The sequence below is a fragment of the Streptomyces abyssalis genome, from assembly GCF_001751365.1.
GTDB classification, from domain to species: domain Bacteria; phylum Actinomycetota; class Actinomycetes; order Streptomycetales; family Streptomycetaceae; genus Streptomyces; species Streptomyces abyssalis.
Genome location: NZ_LJGT01000041.1, coordinates 729 through 17258 on the forward strand (window position 1 = coordinate 729; position 16530 = coordinate 17258).

16 protein-coding genes are annotated in these 16530 nt (G+C 70.7%); 13 read left to right on the forward strand and 3 right to left on the reverse strand.

Annotated elements, in window-relative coordinates; translation table 11 throughout:
• Positions 1-33 precede the first annotated feature (33 nt).
• From AN215_RS20825 to AN215_RS20850, 7 genes are all read left to right on the forward strand, one after another.
• Positions 34-681 (forward strand): HAD family hydrolase, encoded by a 648-nt coding sequence (locus tag AN215_RS20825; RefSeq protein WP_070008787.1) that lies wholly within the window; start codon positions 34-36, stop codon positions 679-681.
• A gap of 54 nt (positions 682-735) precedes the next feature.
• Positions 736-1917 (forward strand): acetoin utilization protein AcuC, encoded by a 1182-nt coding sequence (locus AN215_RS20830; RefSeq protein WP_070008788.1) that lies wholly within the window; start codon positions 736-738, stop codon positions 1915-1917.
• Positions 1918-2016: 99 nt separating this feature from the next.
• The gene (locus tag AN215_RS20835) at positions 2017-2898 is read left to right on the forward strand and encodes a phosphatase (protein ID WP_079123287.1); all 882 of its coding nucleotides are present in this window, start codon (positions 2017-2019) and stop codon (positions 2896-2898) included.
• A 129-nt stretch (positions 2899-3027) separates the two neighbouring features.
• Positions 3028-3237 carry a helix-turn-helix domain-containing protein gene (locus AN215_RS20840; protein ID WP_158677109.1) on the forward strand — a complete coding sequence of 70 codons (210 nt, stop codon included), beginning with the start codon at positions 3028-3030 and terminating at the stop codon, positions 3235-3237.
• Between the two features lie 150 nt (positions 3238-3387).
• Positions 3388-3486 carry a 30S ribosomal protein bS22 gene (locus tag AN215_RS28805; protein ID WP_003948845.1) on the forward strand — a complete coding sequence of 33 codons (99 nt, stop codon included), beginning with the start codon at positions 3388-3390 and terminating at the stop codon, positions 3484-3486.
• A gap of 213 nt (positions 3487-3699) precedes the next feature.
• A complete protein-coding gene (locus AN215_RS20845) occupies positions 3700-4800 on the forward strand; it encodes an NAD-dependent epimerase/dehydratase family protein (protein ID WP_070008950.1) in 1101 nt (366 codons plus the stop codon).
• Positions 4793-5812, forward strand: a complete 1020-nt coding sequence (locus tag AN215_RS20850; protein WP_070008789.1) for a lysophospholipid acyltransferase family protein — start codon at positions 4793-4795, stop codon at positions 5810-5812. Before AN215_RS20845 ends, AN215_RS20850 begins: the two co-directional genes overlap by 8 nt.
• Positions 5813-5919: 107 nt before the next feature.
• Here the strand turns inward: AN215_RS20850 and AN215_RS20855 are convergent, their stop codons facing one another.
• From AN215_RS20855 to AN215_RS20865, 3 genes are all read right to left on the reverse strand, one after another.
• Positions 5920-7248 carry a DUF5667 domain-containing protein gene (locus AN215_RS20855; RefSeq protein ID WP_070008790.1) on the reverse strand — a complete coding sequence of 443 codons (1329 nt, stop codon included), beginning with the start codon at positions 7246-7248 and terminating at the stop codon, positions 5920-5922.
• A 268-nt stretch (positions 7249-7516) separates the two neighbouring features.
• Positions 7517-8395 (reverse strand): ECF subfamily RNA polymerase sigma factor, BldN family, encoded by an 879-nt coding sequence (locus tag AN215_RS20860; RefSeq protein WP_079123288.1) that lies wholly within the window; start codon positions 8393-8395, stop codon positions 7517-7519.
• Positions 8396-8759: 364 nt separating this feature from the next.
• Entirely contained in the window at positions 8760-9743 is a 984-nt protein-coding gene (locus AN215_RS20865) for an HAD family hydrolase (protein ID WP_070008791.1), read from the reverse strand.
• A gap of 234 nt (positions 9744-9977) precedes the next feature.
• On the opposite strand from AN215_RS20865, the gene AN215_RS20870 reads away from it, so the two are divergent.
• The 6 genes from AN215_RS20870 (at position 9978) to hemB (ending at position 16479) form a co-directional block, all read left to right on the forward strand.
• Positions 9978-10214, forward strand: a complete 237-nt coding sequence (locus AN215_RS20870) for a glutaredoxin family protein (RefSeq protein ID WP_070008952.1) — start codon at positions 9978-9980, stop codon at positions 10212-10214.
• A 281-nt stretch (positions 10215-10495) separates the two neighbouring features.
• A complete protein-coding gene (locus AN215_RS20875; RefSeq protein WP_070008792.1) occupies positions 10496-11275 on the forward strand; it encodes a redox-sensing transcriptional repressor Rex in 780 nt (259 codons plus the stop codon).
• On the forward strand, positions 11272-12771 hold the full coding sequence (locus tag AN215_RS20880; protein WP_079123289.1) for a glutamyl-tRNA reductase: 1500 nt from the start codon (positions 11272-11274) through the stop codon (positions 12769-12771). The genes AN215_RS20875 and AN215_RS20880 overlap by 4 nt, the downstream gene beginning before the upstream one ends.
• Positions 12768-13766, forward strand: coding sequence for a hydroxymethylbilane synthase (gene hemC, locus AN215_RS20885; protein WP_070008793.1), 999 nt, complete (start codon positions 12768-12770; stop codon positions 13764-13766). The genes AN215_RS20880 and hemC overlap by 4 nt, the downstream gene beginning before the upstream one ends.
• On the forward strand, positions 13763-15445 hold the full coding sequence (locus AN215_RS20890; RefSeq protein ID WP_070008794.1) for a bifunctional uroporphyrinogen-III C-methyltransferase/uroporphyrinogen-III synthase: 1683 nt from the start codon (positions 13763-13765) through the stop codon (positions 15443-15445). The genes hemC and AN215_RS20890 overlap by 4 nt, the downstream gene beginning before the upstream one ends.
• Entirely contained in the window at positions 15442-16479 is a 1038-nt protein-coding gene (gene hemB / locus AN215_RS20895; protein WP_070008795.1) for a porphobilinogen synthase, read from the forward strand. Before AN215_RS20890 ends, hemB begins: the two co-directional genes overlap by 4 nt.
• Positions 16480-16530 lie beyond the last annotated feature (51 nt).

Genomic DNA, 16530 nt, shown 5'->3' on the forward strand with positions numbered 1-16530 from the left:
GGGGCTTCCTCATGTGACCGTACAGTTGCCCGTATGGGCAGCTATGACGTGGTCGTCTTCGACAACGACGGCGTGCTGGTGGACAGCGAGCCGATCTCCAACCGCGTACTCGCCGAATATCTGACGGAGTTGGGGCATCCGACGACATTCGAGGAGTCGGTCCGGGACTACATGGGCGCGGCCGTCCACCGCATTCACGACCTGGTGCACCAGCGTTCGGGACGTCGGTTGCCCGATGACTTCGACGAGACTTTCCACGGGCGGGTGTTCACCGCATTCGGCAGCGAGTTGAAGGCCGTCGACGGCGTGCACGAGGTGCTCTCCAAACTGGACGCGGACGGGGTGCCGTACTGCGTGGCCTCGTCCGGCAGCCACGAGCGGATCAGAGTGGCCCTGCGGACGACGGGTCTCTACGAGCGCTTCGGCGAGGGGCGCATCTTCAGCGCGCAGGACGTCGGACGGGGCAAGCCCGCACCGGACCTCTTTCTGTTCGCCGCGGAGAAGATGGGTGTGAGGCCCGAGCGCTGCGCCGTCGTCGAGGACAGTCCGCTCGGAGTGCAGGCCGCTCTCGCCGCAGGCATGGACGTCTACGCGTACACGGCCATGACGCCCCTCGACCGGCTCGGCGGAGCCGGTGCCTGCTTCTCGCGAATGGAAGAGCTGTCGGCCTTGATCGCGTAGCCGGCCGAGTGGCCTCGCCGATCGCCGCCGGTACGGGGCCGGTACGGTGGCGGGATGAGTGGCGGCGCACAGTTGATGTGGGACGAGGCAGTCACCGGCTACGACTTCGGTCCAGGACACCCGATGGATCCGGTGCGGCTGGCGCTGACGATGCGGCTGGTCGAGGCACTGGGGCTCGACGCCCACAAGGATCTGAAGGTGGCCGCGGCGAAGGCGGCCGGGGATTCGACGCTGCGGCTCGTACACAGACAGGACTACATCGACGCGGTGCGCCGGGTCTCCGGCGATCCGGATTCGGCGACGGGTGAGTTCGGGCTCGGCACGCCTGACGATCCCGCCTTCGCCGGCATGCACGAGGCCTCGGCGCTGATCGCCGGGCAGTCGGTGGCGGCTGCGGACGCGGTGTGGCGCGGCGACGTGAAGCACGGGATCAACTTCGCCGGCGGCCTGCACCATGCGATGCACGCGTCGGCGTCTGGATTCTGCATCTACAACGACGCGGCGCTGGCCGTCGCCCGGCTCCTGGAGCAGGGGGCCGAGCGGGTCGCGTACGTCGATGTGGACGTGCACCACGGGGACGGGGTTCAGGACGCGTTCTGGAACGACCCGCGGGTGCTGACGATTTCGCTGCACGAGCACCCGCGGATGCTGTTCCCCGGTACGGGCTGGGCGGAGGAGACCGGCGGCCCGGACGCGGAGGGCACAGCGGTCAACGTGGCCCTGCCCGCCGGCACCGGGGACGAGGGCTGGCTGCGGGCGCTGCACGGTGTGGTGCCCGAACTCCTCGGCGAATTCCGGCCGCAGGCGCTCGTCACCCAGCACGGCGCCGACACCCACTTCGAGGATCCTCTGGCGCACCTGGCCGTGAGCGTGGACGCACAACGTGCCGCGGCCGAAGCGCTCCACGGCTGGGCGCACGAGTACGCGGACGGGCGCTGGGTGGCGCTCGGCGGCGGGGGATATGCGGTGTTCGACGTCGTACCGCGGACGTGGACGCATCTCGTCGCGATCGCCGCGGGCGCGCCCGTGCCGCCCGAAACGGAAGTCCCCGATGCCTGGCGGCAGATGGTGTACGCGCGTACGGGAAGTCCGGTGGCGCCGCAGCGGATGACCGACGGACGCGAACCGGTGTGCCGTGTGTGGTCGGAGACGGGGTACGACCCCGCCGACTCACTGGACCGTGCGGTGCACGCGACCAGGAAAGCCGTCTTCCCGGCGCACGGGCTGATGCCGTAGCCGGCCGGCGCCGCCGTGCCCTGCCCCCTGCGCTCGTACAAGGATTCGTCAGGTGGTCGCGGGCGCTGAGAGACACCGGTGCGGTGCTCAGCCGCGAGCATGGGCGGTGTGCTGAGCGGCGGCGGCAGCGGCAGAACGGAACGGAGCGGCCGGACGGGCGGAGGGCCCGCCGGTGCGGGTGCGCTGCGCGCGCATCTGCTCGCTTCCCGGCTGGCCGGAACGACCGCGACCAGCCGGGAGAAGAGCCTCCGGCGTTACCGGCTCTTCGCGGCCCGCGACCCGCGCGCCCTGATCGGCCTCGAACCCGAACACGACTGGCCCGTACCGGCGTTGCTCGCACTCATGGCTGAAACCTGCGGGGTGTCGGGCGACCCGGCTACCGTCTCGGGCCACGACACCATCGACCCCGAGCGGACGATCGCGGCGCTCGACGCTTTCGCCGGGCGGCTGCGAAGCGCGGCTGAGCGGCGGGTTCCCGTGTTGCTGGGGACGGGTCACCCGGGGCGGCTGCTGGGCTTCTACGCCTCATTGGCCTCAGCTCTCTCGGCGGCGGGGTGCACTCTCCTCACATCAGCAGAGGGGCGACCTGTCGACATAACGACCAGGTTCGGCGTACGCACTCTCGTGCTCGGCTACGCACGCGGGGTTGCACTGATACATGAGCCCGGCGTGCGGCCGGCAGCCGGTGCGCCGGGTGTGCACACGCATTCGCCGCTGCCGCTGCGGACGGTGCTCGCCGCGGCGATGGCGGACGGCGGGCCGCTGCCGGACCTCGTCATCGGAGACCACGGATGGGTCTGCGCAGCAGGTCAGTTGGGTATTGAGGCAATCGGGCCCGCAGATACGGATGATCCGGCGCCGTTCGTGGGTCAGGCGGAGGGGAGGGTGTCGGTCGCGGTGCCCGTCGATGACGCTGCGCGGTCCGACAGCTACCGTCCGCTGGCGCACTATGTACTCAATCGAGCGTGTCTGTCACAGTAGGAGACCGATCGCTACTCCTCTTCCCCACTTGCATCACCCGCCCCTAATCTGGGGAGGAGCGCGCATGCGAGCGGGAGTCGCCGGAAGGGGAAGCCGGTGACCGACATGTGCGGAAGGTTCAGGTGTGACATGGCTGCTGGCAAGGGACCTCTCAACGAGGTCAACTTTCTGACCGTGGCGGAAGTCGCCTCGGTGATGCGAGTGTCCAAGATGACCGTGTACCGGCTGGTGCACAGCGGTCATCTGCCGGCGATCCGGGTGGGCAGGTCCTTCCGGGTCCCAGAGCAAGCCGTCCATGAATACCTCCAGGAATCGTATGTGGGGGTGGAGACGGCCTGACGGCATCGCGCGACGACCCTCGGATTACGAGCCGCGCACGGTGACGGGTAGGCTGAACCTCCATGTAGGTCGTGTGGGCTCGGACGCCCCGCGCCGAGTGAAGACAGTTCTCTCCGTGTCTGCGGGGAAGATTTGTGAGCGAGGGTTGTCGTGGGCTCAGTAATCAAGAAGCGGCGTAAGCGGATGGCCAAGAAGAAGCACCGCAAGCTCCTCAAGCGCACGCGAGTTCAGCGCCGTAACAAGAAGTGAGCGAGCGCCGAGTACGTAAGTGACCGCCGTTCTGCTGCCCGCACCACGTGTGCGGCGTGGCAGGACGGCGGTTTCGTTCGGTACGGACGTTCGCGTTTCGCGGGCGCGTGTGCGGACAGGCGAGAACCGGAATCCGCGGAAACGTAACCTGCGGGACCCGCGGAACCTCGCTTCGTGCGGCACAGTTCGCAAGTGGGCGTCAGGGGAGGGATCTTGGGCAGGGTCGTACTCGTCACCGGCGTGGCCCGGCAGCTCGGTGGCCGTTTCGTGCGCCGTGTCCAGCGAGAACCCGACGTGGACCGGGTGGTCGGCGTCGACGTCGTGGAACCGGAGCACCACTTGGGCGGTGCCGAGTTCGTACCGGCGGACATCCGGCAGCCGGACATCGCCGGGGTGCTGGCCCACCACGGTGTCGACACCGTCGTCCACATGGATGTGCACGGATCGCAGCCGGCGGTGCCGGGGACCGGCAACCGCAGTTCGGTCAAGGAGAACAACGTCATAGGCACGATGCAGCTGCTCGGCGCCTGCCAGAAGGCGCCGAGCGTGCGGCGGCTGGTGGTGAAGTCGACGACCAGCGTCTACGGCGGGGCACCCCGCGATCCGGCGGTCTTCGACGAGTCCACCCCCGCCAAGTCGATGCCCAGCGGCGGCTTCGCCAAGGACGCGGTCGAGGTCGAAGGGTATGTACGGGCCTTCGCCCGGCGCCGCCCCGATGTGTCCGTCACGGTGCTGCGGTTCGCGCACGTGCTCGGGACGTGCGTGGACTCGCCACTCGCGGCCTACTTCGCCCTGCCGGTGCTGCCGACTGTGCTCGGCTACGATCCGCGGCTCCAGTTCGTGCACGAGGACGACGCCGTCGAGGTGCTGCGTCAGGCGGCCCGCGAGCCGCGCCGGGGGACGCTCAGCGCGGGCACGTTCAACATCGCCGGAGACGGCACCCTGCTGCTGTCCCAGTGCGCGCGCCGGCTCGGACGGCCGACGGTGCCGATGCTGCTGCCGGCCATCCGCTGGGGCAGGTCGCTGCTGCAGTCCGTCGGCGCCACGGACTTCTCCCCCGAGCAGGTGCGGCTGCTGACACACGGGCGCGTGGTGCGTACGACACAGATGCGTGAAGTCCTCGGATTCGAACCGCGGTTCACGACGGGCGAGACGCTGGCCGCCTTCGCCCGCAGCCGCGGTAAGGGGCTGCTGCCGCCGGAGACCCTGGCCCGTACGGTCGACAGACTGGCCACGATGGTGATCCCACCGCGCGAGGACGGACGGCAGGACGAGGACCAGGATCAGGACCAGGAGGCCGGGCGCCGTGGCTGATGCGAAAGTCATCCCGTTCGGGTCCCCCGACGACGGACACGAGAGGCGCGGCGCGCACGAGCGGCGCGAGAGGCCCGGGGAGCGCCATCTGCGGGCCGGGCCCGCGGGCGGAGACCACGGTGACGAGCGGGCCCACGGTGGTGACCGTATCGACGGCGACTCCACGCCGGACGGGGAGTGGGAACGCAAGACCGCGCAGGCGCTGGCGTTCCTCAGGAGGCGGGTCACCGGCGAGTACGAGGTCGACGACTTCGGCTACGACCGTGAGCTGACCGACCAGGTGCTGATGTCGCTGCTGCGGCCGCTGTACGAGAAGTACTTCCGGGTCGAGGTGCGGGGCGTCGAGAACATTCCCGACGAGGGCTCGGCACTGATCGTGTCCAACCACTCGGGCACCCTGCCGCTCGACGGCCTGATGATGCAGGTGGCCGTTCACGATCACCATCCGGCCGGCCGGCATCTGCGGCTGCTCGCGGCGGATCTCGTGTTCATGCTGCCGATGGTCAACGCGCTTGCCCGCAAGGCCGGCCACACGCTTGCCTGTTCTGAGGACGCCGAGGCACTGCTGGCACGGGGCGAGGCCGTGGGCGTCATGCCCGAGGGGTTCAAAGGGCTGGGGAAGCCGTTCTCGGACCGCTACAAGCTGCAGCGGTTCGGACGCGGCGGTTTCGTGTCGACCGCGCTGCGGGCGGGGGCACCGATCGTGCCGTGCTCGATCGTCGGCGCCGAGGAGATCTACCCGATGGTGGGCAACGCCAAGACGCTCGCCCGGCTGCTGGGATTCCCGTACTTCCCGGTGACGCCGACGTTCCCATGGCTGGGACCGCTCGGCGCGATACCTCTCCCCACGAAGTGGACCATCCAGTTCGGCGAGCCGATTCCGACGGACGGCTATCCGGCGGGATCCGCCGACGACCCGATGCTGATGTTCAACCTCACGGACCAGATACGGGAGACCATCCAGCACACGCTCTACAAGCTGCTGGTGCGGCGGCGGTCGGTGTTCTTCTAGAGCGCGTTCCCGGTGCGGACCTGGTGCCTCCGCGATGCGGACGGCGGGCGGCGGCCCTCCCGTTCGGGGAGGGCGCCGCCCGCCGTCAGGTGCTCCTGCGGCTCCGGCTACCTGTCGTCCGAGAGCCTCTTCAGCCCGGGCAGCACATCCGGGACGATGGGCGGCAGCGTGACATCCGACTCCGGCTTCGAATGGCCGCTCCCGCCCGAGCCGGGCAGTGACGGATTCCCGTGCGGATCACCGGACGGGTCCAGAAGACCGCCGCCGCCGATGAGTTCGCCGGCGTGGGAATCCGAGTCGGACGGAGAAGGCTCACCGGACCGGTCGTCCTCCCGGCCGTCGGCCTCCGCGGAATCCGAGGAGTGCGAAGGGCGGGGCGACTTGCTGCCCTGCCCGTGGCGGCCCTCTCCGCCACGCTCATGTCCTCGTGGCGATTCCTTGCCCGAGTCGGCGATCAGGCCGGCGATCGGGGTGATGTCGCTGTCCATGGCGTCGAAGACCGAGCTCACTTCTTCGCGTACGTCGAAGAGCTCCGGGGGGAGGTTCCGCTGCAGCTTCGCCCAGCTCTCGCGGTGTTCCGAACGGAAGGAGGACAGCGAACGCATCGGGGCGATGCTGCCGTCCCTCTTGTACGCGGTGCTCAGCAGGTGGTGGCCCTCGCCGGCGTCGTTGCGCATCCCGGCGAGCGCCCTGCGCACCTTGCCGACCGACTCGTGGTCGAGTTCGGCGCCTCCTCGCGTCTGCTCCATCAGACGGCGCGCCTCCTGGAGGCGTGTGGCGGCGCGGGCCAGATGCAGCCGGCCGCGGTCCGTCTCGTCGTCCGCGAAGTCCAGACGCAGGTCCTCCATGCCTCGCTTGAGGCCGTAGAGAGAGTCGCCCGGGAGCGCCTCGCTGCTCGCCGAGGCGACGCCGCCGAGTGCGGAGGCCGCGACTCCGACGCCGAGCCCGCTCGCCGCGATCCCTTTGCCCAGGCGCGAGTTGGGCCGGAGTCTGCTCAACGGCCTGACGGCGGGGGCCCGGTGGGCGCCCTTGGCCTTGGCCCCGCGCCCGTCCCGCTGCGCCGGAACCTGGCGGGCACGGGCCTCCGGCGAGGCGAACTCCGCCTCCATGGCGGCGATCAGCTGCGCCCGCTGCACGATCTTGACGTCGGGCGCCACCGCGGGTCTTGGCACTGAGCGGAGTCTCTCCGCAAGACCGAGCAGCAGCGCGGGTTCGGTGTCCCCTTCTTCCTGGGACGGGCTCTCCGCCGGGGCGGCGGCGGCTGCGCCGGGCCCGCCTCCCGCGGTCGCGCACGGGCTTACGGGGGTGGGCGGAGCGGCGCCGGAGCGCCCGTCCTCCGCCGTCCGGTCGGCCGCCGCGGCCTCGTCGAGCTCGTGCTCATCAAGGGCCTGGGCGAAGGCGGCAGCCCGCTTGCTCGCGGTTGCGGACCCGATCACGGGCGGCACCTCCTCTCGTCAGCACGGTCCACTCCCCACCACGGATGGAAGGCTGTGCGGCAAGACGCTCATGTTCACTCGAAAGTGTGAGCGAACCCTTGCGCGCCACGGTGCGGGGAGACTGCACCCCCACAACGAGCGGCCGGGCACTCGGGTTACGGACTCACGATGATGTGACCGGGTGCATACGCAAAGTCACCCTCTGGCATGGATCAGAGCGGGGCGAAACCGGCGAAAACGCCCCAACGCGCTTGAGAAGAGGGTGACTTCAGCGTGCGTCCTGCGGCAGCAGCCGGGCCAGCGTACGGACGGCCCTGTACTGCAGCGTCTTGATGGCGCCCTCGTTCTTCCCCATGGCGCGGGCGGTCTCGGCGACGGAGAGGCCCTGCAGGAAGCGGAGCGTGACGCACTCCTGCTGCTGGGGATTGAGCCGGCGTACGGCTTCGAGCAGTGCGGCGTTGGAGAGCGACTCCAGGACGGACTCCTCCGGGCTGCGCTCGACCTCGTTGGCGTCGAGCATCTCCCCGGTGGTCACTTCGAGGCGGAAGCGGCTGGACTTGAAGTGGTCGGCCACCAGGTTGCGCGCGATGGTGACCAGCCAGGCGCCGAAGTCACGGCCCTGCCAGGTGAAGGTGCCGATACGCCGGAGTGCCCGCAGGAACGTCTCACTTGTGAGGTCCTCGGCCGTCGCCTTGCTGCCGACGCGGTAGTAGATGTACCGGTACACCGTGTCGCTGTACTGGTCGTAGAGCCGCCCGAACGCATCGGTCTCCCCGGCCTGCGCCCGCTCCACGAGATCCATCATCCGGCGGCTGTCGGTGTCCGACGCGGCGGGGCGGGCACGTCGGGCGGTGGACGTGCCCGAGCTTCCGGATGCCGAACTGCGGGTCCGCCTGCCGACGTTGCCCGAGGCGGTGGGGGTGGCGGCGGGGGCAGGCGCCGCCGCAGCGGCGCCGACTGCGGCGGCGGCGCTGGTCGCGGCGCGGTGCGCCATGGCGTAGCAGGGGCGGGCGGGGACGGGCACGGCTGATGCGAGGGCGGGGGCGTACGCGCGGGGGACAAGAGCGCGCAGTCGGCCGAGTGCCGCAACGACCGTGCTGCGCAGCGTAGCCAGGCCCGAGGCGTCAACCCCGACGTGTGGGTACACGGGACTCCCAGAGGCAGAGCTTCCATCACGTGCAGTACGGGACCGTTCGACCCGGAAGGGACGTGTGGGTACCGATTGCGTCTGAGGAGAATAACGCTTCGTATAGACGACGCTACGCGTAGTTGCTGAAATCGCCGATTCAGTCTGATCTGTTACGCATTGGCGCCGCCTATTGCATCGACTGTGACCGGTTCAACGACCGTTTGCTGGTCACAACTTGTCGTTCGAGTTACGACTTGTGCACGGAGGTCCGAAGCGTCACTGGCGGGGGCGACGGTGCGGCAGGTGGCGGAAACCCGGTGTCCAACTGCCGCGCGGCATGCGTCGTTACGGCGTGTCGAGGCGTGCCGTCCGAGTTGAGGGCCTATCGGCGGCGGCGCTGCAGAGCCACGGCGGCGGCTGCTCCGCCCGCCACGGCGCCGACGCCCGCGGCCGCCGGAATCCCGACCTTCGCGGCCTTCCGGCCGGTGCGGTAGTCGCGCAGGCGCCAGCCCATTTCGCGCGCGTGGTCGCGAAGCCTGCTGTCAGGATTGATCGCATACGGATATCCGACGAGCGAGAGCATCGGGATGTCGTTCGCCGAGTCGCTGTACGCGGCGCACCGCTCCAGCTCCAGGTCCTCCGCGGCGGCGAGCGCCCGTACGGCCTCGGCCTTGGCGGGCCCGTGCAGCGGCTCGCCCACGAGCCTCCCCGTATAGACGCCGTCGACGGATTCCGCGACGGTGCCGAGCGCGCCGGTGAGGCCGAGCCGCTGGGCGATGATCGTGGCCGTCTCCACGGGGGCGGCCGTCACGAGCCAGACCTTCTGGCCCGCGTCGAGATGGGCCTGCGCGAGGGCGCGGGTGCCGGGCCAGATACGGCCGGCCATGTACTCGTCGTAGATCTCTTCGCCGATGGCGGTCAGTTCGGAGACGCGGTGCCCCTGGACGATCGAGAGGGCGCTGGAGCGCACGTCCGCCATGTGCCCGGCGTTCTCGTTGCCCGCCATCCTGAACCAGGCCTGCTGCCAGGCGAAACGGGCGAGTTCGCGCTTCTGGAAGAAGTCGCGCTTGTACAGGCCGCGGCCGAAGTGGAAAAGGGCGGCGCCCTGCATGACCGTGTTGTCGAGGTCGAAGAAGGCGGCGGCGCGGGTGTCGCCCGAGACGGGGAACTCGAAGTCCTCTTCCTCGTACTCGTGCGCCGGCTCGAAGACGCCCTGCTGCAGCTCCTCCGCCTGCCGCTGCTCCAGTTCCTGCTTGCGTGCCGCGTCGGCGGACGCCTCACCCGCGAGCACGCTGCGTGCGGTGGCGGCGCGCCCGCGGGTCGCGATCCAGGACCAGGCGCTGCGGGGAGTGGGACGGGAGGGCATGACAACGAGGATAGCCACTTCGCGACGCATGCCTGTTACGCCCGGATGTCCAACTGTGGGCCGTACGGGACACATTCGGCACCGGACGGTTGCCTGCGGGCGACGGCCGCGGACGCGGTCCGGGCCCGACCCGGATACCCGGGTGAGCGGCGCCGTATCCGGCGGGCCCCGCGCCGGATGTGAAGCCCTGCCGAGGGTGACGTGTGGCGCCGGGGAAGCGGGAGAATGGCCGGCATGAGGACTGTCACCCTGATCGGGAAGCCCGGATGCCATCTGTGCGACATCGCACGGGACGTGATCGTTCGGGTGTGCGCCGAGACCGGAGCTGCCTGGGAGGAGAAGAGCATCAACGAGGACCAGGAGCTGTACCGGAAGTACTGGGAGCAGATCCCGGTTGTACTGGTGGACGGTGCGCAGCACGATTTCTGGCGGGTGGATCCCCAGCGGCTGCGCAAGGCTCTGGAGGGCTGACCGGCCCCGCGGGAAGCCCGGGCGGGGCCTCCCGGAGGCCCGGTCGCCTTGCCGGGTGCGGCAGTTGGGGCGTGCCGGGGAGGCGCCGGTCGCGGCCGGCGTGACGTGAGGAGTGACGTGTGTCGCGGCTGTTGCATGTGGCACCGGTCACGTTGACCGGACAAATCGGACTCCATCTTTGTGCACGCGTTCACAAAGGCATAGCCTTGTGGCGATGGAGCGTTCATGACGCGCGGCTCGCGCGGAAGCGCTCACCGCTTCGCGCAACCGGCAGGAGCACCGTGGCAACTGGCCGAAATCACCGACCGGCGACGACCCGGAGCCGAGGGATCCCCGAGGCCACCGTCGCCCGGCTACCGCTGTATCTGCGGGCCCTGACGGCGCTCTCCGAGCGTTCCGTGCCCACGGTCTCCTCCGAGGAACTGGCCGCTGCCGCAGGGGTGAATTCGGCCAAGCTGCGCAAGGACTTCTCCTACCTCGGCTCCTACGGCACCCGCGGCGTCGGCTACGACGTCGAATACCTCGTCTACCAGATCTCCCGCGAGCTCGGTCTGACGCAGGACTGGCCCGTCGTCATCGTCGGTATCGGCAATCTCGGCGCCGCCCTCGCCAACTACGGCGGGTTCGCGTCCCGCGGATTCCGCGTGGCCGCCCTGATAGACGCCGACCCGTCCCTGACCGGGAAGCCCGTCGCCGGCATCGACGTGCAGCACACGGACCAGCTCGAGCAGATCATCGACGAGTCCGGCGTCTCCATCGGAGTCATCGCGACCCCCGCCGGGTCCGCGCAGCAGGTGTGCGACAGGCTCGTCGCCGCCGGTATCACCTCGATCCTCAACTTCGCCCCGACCGTGCTGTCCGTCCCCGAAGGTGTGGACGTACGGAAGGTGGACCTCTCCATCGAGCTGCAGATCCTCGCCTTCCACGAGCAGCGCAAGGCGGGCGAGGAAGCCCTCGGGGAGGACGAGACCGCGCCCCCGGCGGCCCCGCCCGCCGCCGCGGTCACCAAGCGCACCGAGCCGGGATCTGACGGGGACCGCCCCGCCGTGATGCCCGCATGAGTCTGCTGGTCGTCGGCATGAGCCACCGCAGCGCGCCGGTGAGCGTCCTGGAGCGTGCCGTGCTCGCGCCGCAGGTGCGCGGCAAGCTGCTGCAGGACGCCGTGAGCGCCGAGCCCGCGGCGGAGGCGGCGGTGCTCTCCACCTGCAACCGCATCGAGCTGTACGCGGACGTGGACAAGTTCCACGCCGGTGTGGGCGAACTCTCGACGCTGCTCGCACAGCACAGCGGCGTCGGCCTCGACGAGCTGACCCCGCACTTGTACGTGCACTACGAGGACCGGGCCGTGCACCACCTGTTCTCGGTGGCCTGCGGCCTGGACTCGATGGTCGTCGGCGAGGGGCAGATCCTCGGCCAGATCAAGGACGCGCTCGCGGTCGCCCAGGAGCAGCACACGGCCGGGCGGCTGCTGAACGATCTCTTCCAGCAGGCGCTGCGCACCGGGAAGAGGGCACACAGCGAAACGGCCATCGACAAGGCCGGACAGTCGCTGGTCACCTTCGGTCTTCAGCAGCTCGCGCGCCCCGCGCCCGTGGAGGACTGGGTGCGCGGCAAGCGTGCGCTGGTCATCGGAGCGGGATCGATGTCGTCCCTGGCCGCCACCACGCTCGCGCGGGCAGGCGTCGCCGAACTGGTGATCGCCAACAGGACCCTGGACCGCGCCGAGCGGCTGGCTTCGGGGCTGGCTCCCGGGCTCGCCGCGGGTGCGGCACCCGCGGCCGCGCTGAGCGCCGGGCACGGGCCGCGTGCGCACGCGCTGCCGATCGACGGGCTCGCGGCGGAGCTGCCCCGCGCCGACATCGTCGTCTCCTGCACGGGCGCCACCGGGCTCGTACTCACCGACGAGGCCGTACGCGAGGCGCTTGAGCGCAGGGCCGAAGGAGCCGCCGGGCCCGACGAGGGGATGGCGCTTCTCGACCTGGCCATGCCCAGGGACATCGACGCCGCCGTGCACGGCACGGAGCGGGTCCGCCTCGTCGACATCGAGTCGCTGGCGGAGGTGGCCGCGGACGCGCCGCTCGCCGCGGACGTGGACGCGGTACGGAGCATCGTCAGCGAAGAGGTCTCCGCCTTCGGCGCCGCGCAGCGCGCCGCGACGATCACCCCGACCGTGGTGGCCCTGCGCACGATGGCCGCCGACGTCGTGGCCGCCGAGATGGCCCGGCTGGAGGGCCGCCTCCAGGGCCTCGACGACAAGCAGCGCGCGGAGATCACGCAGACCGTGCGCCGCGTCGTGGAGAAGCTGCTGCACGCTCCGACCGTACGAGTGAAGGAGCTGGCGGGTGAGCCGGGCGGCGCCGGATACGCGGACGCCCTGCGTGAACTCTTCGACCTCGACCCGCAGACGGTCGCCGCCGTCAGCAGCCCGGTGCCCACGGGCGTGCCGGAACCCACCGGGTCCCCGGAGCGCCTCGGCACCGGCCGGGGGAGCGAGCAGACCGATGAAGCAGGTGTCCCGCGCCCGAAGGCGGCCGGGCGCGACGAGGTGAGCACATGAGCAACAACCCAGCAGGCGCCCTCCGGTTGGGCACCCGGCGCAGCAAGCTCGCCATGGCCCAGTCGGGGCTCGTGGCGGAGCAGGTGCGCCGCGTGACCGGCCGGCCGGTGGAGCTGGTCGAGATCACGACGTACGGCGACACCAGCAAGGAACAGCTCGCGCAGATCGGCGGCACCGGCGTATTCGTCACGGCGCTCCGGGACGCCCTGCTGGAAGGCCGGATCGACTTCGCCGTCCACTCGCTGAAGGACCTGCCGACCGCCCAGCCCGACCAGCTGAGGCTGGCCGCCGTGCCCCGCCGGGCCGATCCCCGTGACGCGCTGATCGCCCGCGACGGCCTCCGCTTCGAGGAGCTCGCGGCGAGCGTGCGGACCACCGGCAGGCCCGCCCGCATCGGTACGGGCTCGCCCCGCCGCATGTCGCAGCTCGCGGCGTGGGCACGCAGCCTCGGTACCGAGGTGGACACCGTGCCGATCCGCGGGAATATCGACACGCGCATCGGGTATGTGCGCTCAGGCGAACTCGACGCCGTGGTGCTCGCAGCAGCCGGGATGGAACGCACCGGACGCCTCGACGAGGTAACCGAACTGATCGGTCCCGACGCCGTGCTGCCGGCCCCCGGCCAGGGGGCCCTCGCCGTCGAGTGCGCGTCGGCCGACGCACACCTGGCCACCCAGCTCGCCGAGCTCGACGACCCGCACACGCGGGCCGCCGTGACCGCCGAGCGAACCCTGCTCGCCGCCTTGGAGGCCGGCTGCAGCGCACCTGTGGGAGCGCTCGCCGACCTGCTTGGCGACGGGCAGGTTGTCACCGAAATGCGCCTGCGCGGCGTCGTCGGAACCATCGACGGCGAGACGCTGGTGCAGCTGTCCACCACCGGTCCCGTACCGGCGTCCGCGGAGGGCACAGCGATCCCGGAGAACATGGGACGTGAGCTCGCCGACGAGATGCTCGCCAAGGGCGCGGCCGGTCTGATGGGGGAGCGAGCACTTTGAGCCCCACCACTGCCCACAATTCGACAACTCGGCACCTCTACGGTGCACACGGACACGTCACCTTCCTCGGTGCCGGGCCCGGAGACCCGGGTCTGCTGACGCTGCGCGCCGTCGAGGCGCTGTCGCAGGCCGACGTGCTTGTGGCCGACCCGCAGGTGCACGACGTCGTCCGCAGTCACGCGCGGGCAGGGGTGGACACGCCGCTTCGGGTGGAAGACGGGGCGAGGCAGGACACGAAAGCTGACGGCCCATCAGCGGTCGCGCCCAACGGTGCAGCAGATATTGCCATGGCGGCCGCACGGTCGGGCAAGCGGGTCGTGCGAGCGGTGACGGGCGATCCCGGCCTGGACGCGGACGCGGCGCGCGAGATGCTGGCGTGCGCGGGCGAGGGCATCCCGTTCGAGGTCGTGCCGGGTATCGCGACCGGCGTGGGAGTTCCCGCGTACGCCGGTATTCCGCTGCGCGACGCGGAGGGCACCGACGTCCGCTTCATCGACGCGCGTACAGCCGACGACAGATGCTGGACGGAGGTCGGTGCGAGCGACGCGACCGTCGTCGTCTCCACGTCGCTGGACTCCGTCGTGTCCGTCGCGGGCGAACTCGTAGCGGGCGGCCGCAAGCCCGAGACCCCGCTCACGGTCACGGCCGCGGGCACCACCACACGGCAGCGCACCTGGAGTGCCACGCTCGGCACGATCGGCCAAGTGCTCAAGTCCGCGAAGGTGCTGCCGTCCCCGGAGGGCGGGCAGCCGGTGATAGCCGTGGTCGGGGAGCGCAGCGGCGCCGCGGAACGCCACCGCCTCGCGTGGTTCGAGTCCAAGCCGCTCTTCGGCTGGCAGGTGCTGGTGCCGCGTACGAAGGAGCAGGCCGAGTCGCTCTCCGACCAGCTGCGCAGCTACGGCGCGGTGCCCGCGGAGGTGCCCACCATCGCCGTCGAACCGCCGCGTACGCCGCAGCAGATGGAGCGCGCGGTCAAGGGCCTGGTCACCGGGCGGTACGAGTGGATCGCCTTCACCTCGGTCAACGCCGTGAAGGCGGTGCGCGAGAAGTTCGAGGAGTACGGACTGGACGCGCGCGCCTTCGCGGGCATCAAGGTCGCGGCGGTGGGCGAGCAGACGGGGAAGGCGCTGATCGAGTTCGGCGTGAAGCCCGACCTGATGCCCAGCGGTGAGCAGTCTGCCGCCGGGCTGCTGGACGACTGGCCGCCCTACGACCCGGTATTCGACCCCATCGACCGCGTCTTCCTTCCCCGGGCCGACATCGCCACCGAGACGCTGGTGGCGGGGCTCATCGAGCTGGGCTGGGAGGTCGACGACGTGACCGCGTACCGGACCGTGCGCGCGTCGCCGCCGCCGGCCGAGACGCGGGAGGCGATCAAGGGCGGCGGATTCGACGCGGTGCTGTTCACCTCGTCGTCCACGGTGCGGAATCTCGTCGGCATCGCCGGCAAGCCGCACAACGTCACCGTCATCGCCTGTATCGGCCCGGCCACGGCGAAGACGGCGGAGGAGCACGGGCTGCGGGTCGACGTCATGTCGCCGGAGCCCTCGGTGCACAAGCTCGCCGAGGCGCTGGCGGACTTCGGTGCGGAGCGCCGCGCGGAGGCCGTCGCCGCGGGCGACGTGGTGAAGCGGCCGAGCGAGAAGCGGCCGGCCAGGAGGAGGGCACGGTCGTCGTGAGCGCGCATGGTTCCGGTGGTGTCGGTGCCGGTGGTGTCGGTGCCGGCGGCGTTCCGGGCGGCTTCCCCGCCGTACGGCCGCGCCGGCTCCGTACGACTCCGGCCATGCGCCGGATGGTCGCCGAGCACCGGCTGCACCCTGCCGAGCTGATCCTTCCCGTCTTCGTACGCGACGGCATCAGCGAGCCGGTGCCCGTCTCGTCCATGCCGGGCGTCGTGCAGCACACGCGCGAGACGCTGAAGAAGGCGGCAACCGAGGCCGTACGGGCCGGCGTCGGCGGCATCATGATCTTCGGCGTGCCCCGCGAGGAGGACAAGGACGCGGTCGGCACCGCCGGCACCGACCCCGAGGGCATCCTGCAGGTCGCGCTGCGGGACGTACGTGCCGAGGTCGGCGACGACATCGTGATCATGTCGGACCTGTGCCTGGACGAGACGACGGACCACGGCCACTGCGGCGTCCTGGACGCCCACGGCCGGGTCGACAACGACGCCACGCTGGAGCGGTACGCCGAGATGGCCCGCGTCCAGGCCGAAGCCGGCTCACATGTGCTGGGCCCGAGCGGCATGATGGACGGCCAGGTCGGGCATGTGCGCCGCGCGCTCGACGAGGCGGGTCACCACGACGTGTCCCTCTTCGCCTACACCGCCAAGTACGCCTCGGCCTTCTACGGGCCGTTCCGCGAGGCCGTCGGCTCCTCGCTCAAGGGCGACCGCAACACCTACCAGCAGAACCCGCCGAACGCCCGCGAGGCGCTGCGCGAGCTCTCCCTCGACACCGCAGAGGGCGCCGACATGGTGATGGTCAAGCCGGGGCTGCCGTACCTGGACGTGCTGCGTGACTTCGCCGAGCGGGCCGAAGTCCCCGTCGGTGTCTACCAGATCTCGGGTGAGTACGCGATGGTCGAGGCGGCGGCGCAGAACGGCTGGATCGACCGGGACCGGGCGATCATGGAGACCCTGACGAGCTTCAAGCGCGCAGGCGCGAACCTGATCCTCACCTACTGGGCGACGGAGGCCGCGGGCAAGCTCTGAGGACGGCCCGTCCAGGCGTCGGTGCTGCCGGGCCGGCCTCTGTCGTCGAGG

What these genes read in the sequence shown, in the direction of transcription:
- AN215_RS20880 (WP_079123289.1), top strand. Translation starts at nt 11,272, where the DNA reads ATGAGTCTGCTGGTCGTCGGCATGAGCCACCGCAGCGCGCCGGTGAGC.
- AN215_RS20830 (WP_070008788.1), top strand. Translation starts at nt 736, where the DNA reads ATGAGTGGCGGCGCACAGTTGATGTGGGACGAGGCAGTCACCGGCTAC.
- AN215_RS20835 (WP_079123287.1), top strand. Translation starts at nt 2,017, where the DNA reads ATGGGCGGTGTGCTGAGCGGCGGCGGCAGCGGCAGAACGGAACGGAGC.
- AN215_RS20840 (WP_158677109.1), top strand. Translation starts at nt 3,028, where the DNA reads ATGGCTGCTGGCAAGGGACCTCTCAACGAGGTCAACTTTCTGACCGTG.
- hemC (WP_070008793.1), top strand. Translation starts at nt 12,768, where the DNA reads ATGAGCAACAACCCAGCAGGCGCCCTCCGGTTGGGCACCCGGCGCAGC.
- AN215_RS20825 (WP_070008787.1), top strand. Translation starts at nt 34, where the DNA reads ATGGGCAGCTATGACGTGGTCGTCTTCGACAACGACGGCGTGCTGGTG.
- AN215_RS20865 (WP_070008791.1), bottom strand. Translation starts at nt 9,743, where the DNA reads ATGCCCTCCCGTCCCACTCCCCGCAGCGCCTGGTCCTGGATCGCGACC.
- AN215_RS20870 (WP_070008952.1), top strand. Translation starts at nt 9,978, where the DNA reads ATGAGGACTGTCACCCTGATCGGGAAGCCCGGATGCCATCTGTGCGAC.